At 63.2% G+C, this 5,295-nt stretch carries 5 protein-coding genes; all 5 read left to right on the top strand.

What is annotated here, in order from left to right:
- Window positions 1-304 precede the first annotated feature (304 nt).
- On the top strand, window positions 305-688 hold the full coding sequence (locus J0F76_RS19725; protein WP_207472097.1) for a hypothetical protein: 384 nt from the start codon (window positions 305-307) through the stop codon (window positions 686-688).
- Window positions 678-1,058, top strand: a complete 381-nt coding sequence (locus J0F76_RS19720) for a MobC family plasmid mobilization relaxosome protein (RefSeq protein WP_423227382.1) — start codon at window positions 678-680, stop codon at window positions 1,056-1,058. Before J0F76_RS19725 ends, J0F76_RS19720 begins: the two co-directional genes overlap by 11 nt.
- Window positions 1,055-3,226: a relaxase/mobilization nuclease domain-containing protein gene (locus tag J0F76_RS19715; RefSeq protein ID WP_207472091.1), complete on the top strand. Its 2,172-nt coding sequence runs from the start codon at window positions 1,055-1,057 to the stop codon at window positions 3,224-3,226. Before J0F76_RS19720 ends, J0F76_RS19715 begins: the two co-directional genes overlap by 4 nt.
- A gap of 100 nt (window positions 3,227-3,326) precedes the next feature.
- Window positions 3,327-4,232, top strand: a complete 906-nt coding sequence (locus tag J0F76_RS19710; protein WP_207472087.1) for a helicase RepA family protein — start codon at window positions 3,327-3,329, stop codon at window positions 4,230-4,232.
- The gene (gene repC / locus J0F76_RS19705; protein WP_207472086.1) at window positions 4,225-5,076 is read left to right on the top strand and encodes a replication protein C, IncQ-type; all 852 of its coding nucleotides are present in this window, start codon (window positions 4,225-4,227) and stop codon (window positions 5,074-5,076) included. Before J0F76_RS19710 ends, repC begins: the two co-directional genes overlap by 8 nt.
- Window positions 5,077-5,295 lie beyond the last annotated feature (219 nt).

The raw sequence follows: 5,295 nt of genomic DNA, 5'->3' as shown, positions 1-5,295 counted from the left end.
CGCGCGCGCGCCGGGAAAAGAAAAAGAGGCCGAGCAAAGCGAGGTCATTGCCATGGAAACATCGCAAGCGAGGTTATCCACATCCGCGTCAAACTCCGCTTGCGAAGATTCTTGCCGCTTTCACCGCCAGCGCCTATTATAGAGGAAGAGGTTAGTAGCAAGGTGTAACTTCGCAAGCGAAGTTTACCCGATGACCCACCCCCGCCCTTCGGTTGGTGGATGGTTCATCGCCCCCGCGCCCTAGCGGTTGGGGGGTTGCTATGCCCGGCGCGCGGCGCGCCGGGGCATTCAGGAAGGACAGACGATGACCGCTTACCACGACGACGAGACCCTGCCGCCCGAAGTGGCTGACATCCTGCGCCAGCAGCAGGCCGAGGATGTGCGCCGCTCCGAAATGGAGGCTACCTACCCGGCTGATGTGCGCGCTCTCTATGCTGTCATGATGGAGCGGACTGGCGTCGCCCATGTAATCCGTCAACTCCTCCGCGCAGTGCATCGCAAGCAGGGTCAGCTTGACCTGCACGAGCTGCACCGGCTCGACTTCGACAATCGGGCGCGTGTGCTCCGTCTTGTCGAAGTGATGGCGATGCCGTCGATTCTTCCGGATGCGGGGCTGAGCTGTGACCTGGAGGGCCGCCCGATCCTGACCGCTGACGAGATCACGGTGCTGCTGGCCGATGACGAGTGAGCCTTCCATAAAGCGCCGGCGCGGCCCTAATCCGAAACCTCGCGAGGAGCAGCGCCTGCACTCGGTGTCGTGTCGTTTGACCGACGCCGAGTTTGCGCTTTTGGATGAGCGGCGCGGGAAAGTCAGCCGCGGCGAGTGGCTGCGCCGCGCCGCGCTGGCGCAGCCCCCGCGCATCGTCCCGACACTCAACAAAGAGGCGTGGTCTGAGCTGTCCCGGACCGCGAGCAACCTCAACCAGCTGACCAAGGCCCTCAACGAGGGGCGGTGGCAGCCAGGAGATAAGGCAGCCGCCGAGAAGGCCCTGCGGATGCTGTGGGATCAGCTGAAGGCTGTCCGCGCGCACTTGATCGGTCTGGAGGATCAGCCGTGAAAGCGAAGCTGGAGCGCGGGTCCGGCTTTCGCGGCGCGCTGGACTATGCCTTGGGCAAAGGCGCAGCATGCGAGATCGTAGGCGGCAACATGAACGGCGAGACAGCCCGCGCCCTCGCGGCCGAGTTCGGCCTTTCCCGCCAGACCCGCCCCGATGTGAAAAGACCTGTCTGGCACACCAGCCTTTCCCTGCCGACCGGCGACAGCCTGGATCCTGACCGCTGGGCCGCCGTCACCGCTGACTTCATGGACGGGATGGGGCTGAGTGATCATCAGTATGTTGTCGTGCGTCACCGCGACACAGACCACGATCATGTCCACATCGTCGCCAGCCGGATCGCGCTAGACGGGTTGCTTTACCATGGCGAGTGGGACGCGAAGAGCGCCATTAAAATGACCCAGGAACTGGAAGCGCGGCACGGGCTGACAAGGACGAAGGGCCTTGAGGACGGCCCCGCGCCGCGCGCCAGACCCACCAAGAACGAGATCGAGATGAGCGACAGGACAGGCGAAGCGCCGCCGCGCCTGGTCCTGCAAGAGATCATCGACGCCGCTCTGGAAGAGCCCGGAAGCGTCTTCGACTTCATGGACCGGCTTGAGGCAGCCGGGGCGGTTGCGCGCCCGAACGTGGCAAGAACCGGAAAAATGAATGGGTTCTCATTCGAGATCCACGGCATCCCCTTCAAGGGGAGCGATCTCGGCAAGAGCTACACGTGGAAGGGATTGCAGGAGCGAGGGATCCAGTATGAGCAGGACCGAGATGGCGAGGCGCTCCGCGCAAGAGCAAGCGGAGCCACACCAGGAGCGGGCGAGATCGACAGCGGAAGCCCAAGCGCAACTGATCGACAGGCTAGACCGGATGGCGCTGGACCTGAGCACGATCACCCAGCGATTCGACGGGAGCTTGGCGGAGACGGAGCAGACGCTGGAAGCGGCGACGGTCCGCGCCGAGAAGATCCTGTCCGAGGGTTTGAAATCGATCCGTTCCGCCACCCAGAAAGCCTCGATCTTACCGCAGCAGGTGGAGCGATTCAGGATCGCGTCCTTAGCCCTGGCAGCTGGGACCGGGGCGCTGGCCTCGATGCTGTTTCTGATCGCATTGCTGATCTGGCAGCCCCCGCTGATCCAAGCCCTCTGGAAGATGGCCCACGCCCTGCGCTGACGAAGGCCCAGCAGGCCAAGGTGAAGGCTTGGGAGACGCTGAGCGGGGCGCTTGCCGCCCCCGAATACCGCCTGACGCTGACCGCACGGCGGGATCACCTGCAAACCTTCAACCTGGGTAAGGAGAAGGGCCAGGACCGCGGCGAACGATTCTATTCCCCGGAGGCGGTTCGCGACCTGATCCCATATCTCAGCCGCCAGAACCTCCTGGGGTATGACATCTACATCACGCCGATCGACCGGCAGCAGCACTTTATCCTGGTTGATGACACGACCCCTGAAAAGGTCGAGGACATGCGTGCGCGGGGGTTCGCGCCCGCCCTGGTCCAGCAGTCCAGCGAAGGTAACTTGCAGGCGGTCCTGCGCCTACCGCGCCAGGACGAGAAGCAGGAGCAGAAGGCGGCGAACATGCTGATGGGGATGCTCAATCGAGAATGGGGCGACCCGAAAATCAGTGGCGTCGTTCACGCTTTCCGAATGGCGGGATTCTCGAACAAAAAGGCCGGGCGCGGGGACGTGTTTACGCGCGTGATCGACGCTGCGGGTGTCATCTGCGGCAAAGCGACGGACATGCTCGAACGCGCCCGTGAGAAGCTGCGGGAGGCCATGGCGGAACGGAAGGCGCGCCAGCAGAAGCCTGCGCCGAAAGCTATGGAGCGACGGCCTGCAGATGCCTTGCCAGCCCCCGACGAAGGCGCAGAGGCGCGGTTCGATGCCTTGCGGAAGCGGGAGGTCGGGCTTGCGAAAAGCAAAGGCTGGACCCTGAACGACAGCGCCTTGGACTTCAGGGCCGCGAAGATCATGGCCCAGGAGGGCTGGACGACAGACGACATCGCAGCCGCGATTGTCGCCCGGTCGCCTTTTGTTGTGGACAGGCACAAAGACGCGGTTGGTTACGCGACCCGGACCGCAGAGAATGCCTCTATCGAGCGAGCAGATCACGAGGCCCAGCAGGGAGAGCAGCCGCCAGAGGCGGATGATCGACCGAAGGGGCCTGGGGAGATGTGAGCTTTCTTCTTTTCCCCGGCGCGGCGCGCGGCGGGGGGTGTGTGCAGGGAGCGGGTTGCAGCCGCCCCCTGCGAAACTTGGCAAACCGAAAGGACCGGATATGCCTACTGCTACCAATACCATCAACGCTTCGGCGTTGCCACGGTTGAACATCCGTGAGGCTTTTAATGTCGCCCCGCCTCCGCTCGACTTTGTGCTTCCGGGCATGATCTCGGGCACGGTGGGTGCCCTTGTCGCACAAGGCGGCGCAGGCAAATCTTGGGCGGCGCTTGAGCTTGCTATCGCTGTGGCGGGCGGCCCCGACCTTCTGGAAATGGGGATCGAGCAGCATGGTCGAGTGGTCTATCTCCCAGCGGAGGACCCGACTCTGGCAGTATCGCACCGGCTTTATGCTGCGCGCGGAGCCGTAGAACCCGAGGCCCTGGACCGGCTTGTCGAGAACATGGAGATCGTTCCGCTGATGGGGCGGTCCGTGGACCTGATGACGCCAGAATGGGCCAGTGCCATTGAGGAGCTGAGCGATGGCGCGCGGCTGCTGGTCATCGATACCCTGCGGAGGTTCCACCAGGCCGACGAGAACAGTTCTAGCGACATGGCGCGGCTGCTGGGCGTCCTGGAGGCCATCTGCACGCGCACTGGGGTATCGGTGCTGTTCCTTCACCATACCGGCAAAAGCGCGGCCATGAACGGGGCAGGAGACTCGCAGCAGGCATCCCGTGGCTCCTCCGTGCTGGTGGACAACGTGCGAGGAGGGCAAATTAACCTCATCGGCATGACCGAGGCCGAAGCTCGCGCTCATCGCATCGACCCAGCCGACCGCAAGATGTTCGTTCGCATGGCCCAGGCGAAGGCGAACTTCGGCCAGCCCATGGCCGACAAATGGCTCCACCGTGTGGAGGGCGGGCTTCTAGTCCCCGCTGCTATCGAGAGGATCGAAGATGCCAAAGGGGCAGAAGCCCAAGGCCAGCAAGAGGGCCGCCCAGCGCGGAGGCGCGCGCATGGTTGATCTTAGCTATGCTCTTCACGACAGGGCGCATGTGCTGTGCCCTGGTCTCTTCAGGTCACTGGCACCCGGCGACCGCAAGCGCCTGAAATTGGATATCATCTACAACTACGGACAGGACGAGCGCCTGGAGTTCGGCGGGAAAGAACCGCTCGGGGTGCTGGAGATGAGAGTCTTGCAGGGCATCGTGGCCATGGCTGGCCCCGAGGGCCTGCTTCTGGAAAATGAAGACGAGGCCAGCCCCGGAGCCAGGCAACTCATGCTGTCTCTGTTTGAGCCGTCCAATGCGATTATACAGGCCGCAAAAGATCGCCCGACGAGCCTCATCGTCAGGGATAGCTTGCGCCGCTTGGCGCGTGAGATCGGCCTAGTTGAGAGCGGCAATAACCTGCGGAACATCCGACAGGCCGTCGAACGTCTGTTCGGTGTGACTGTGATGGTCCGAAAGGGAGGGCGCAGCGAGGGGTTCCGCCTTCTGTCGAGCTATGCGAGCGACGAAGAAACGGGCGATCTGTTCGTCGCCCTAAGCCCTCGCATTGCATCTGCGATCTTGGGCCGCATCCCTCATGCCAGGATCGACTTGATCGAAGCTCGGGCCTTGGAAAGCGATCCAGCCCGCCTGATCCACCAGCGGCTTTCGGGATGGGTTGATCCCGGGAAGGGGGCTGAGGTGGGGGTCGATAAGCTGGCCGAGTATGTATGGCCCGAGGAGGCCACGGAAGCGCAGGCTAGGTGGCGGAGGACGAAGGTGCGCAAGGCCGTAGCCGAAATCGGTGCTGCAGGATGGCGCATAGAGGAGCTGCGGAAGGACTTCTGGCGCTTCACCCGACCTAGGCTCCCGAGGTGAGCACTATTGCCAACGGAAGTGAGCACTATTGCCAACGGAAGTGAGCACTATTGCCAACGCGGCCGAAGTGGATTTAGCCAGTCCAGCTTGGCTGAACCCCCCCTTTCCGAAATGTCGTCTAAGATTCCTCTAGGACTTCTCAAAAAGTCCTAGAGGAAGCTTAGAGCTTCCTCTGGTGTGGGGCAGCTAAAGCTGCACACACCCCGGCCGCGCGCGCGC

The sequence above is a fragment of the Paracoccus fontiphilus genome (genome assembly GCF_017356265.1).
Taxonomy (GTDB): domain Bacteria; phylum Pseudomonadota; class Alphaproteobacteria; order Rhodobacterales; family Rhodobacteraceae; genus Paracoccus; species Paracoccus fontiphilus.
This window is presented reverse-complemented; position numbering and strand designations above follow the sequence as displayed.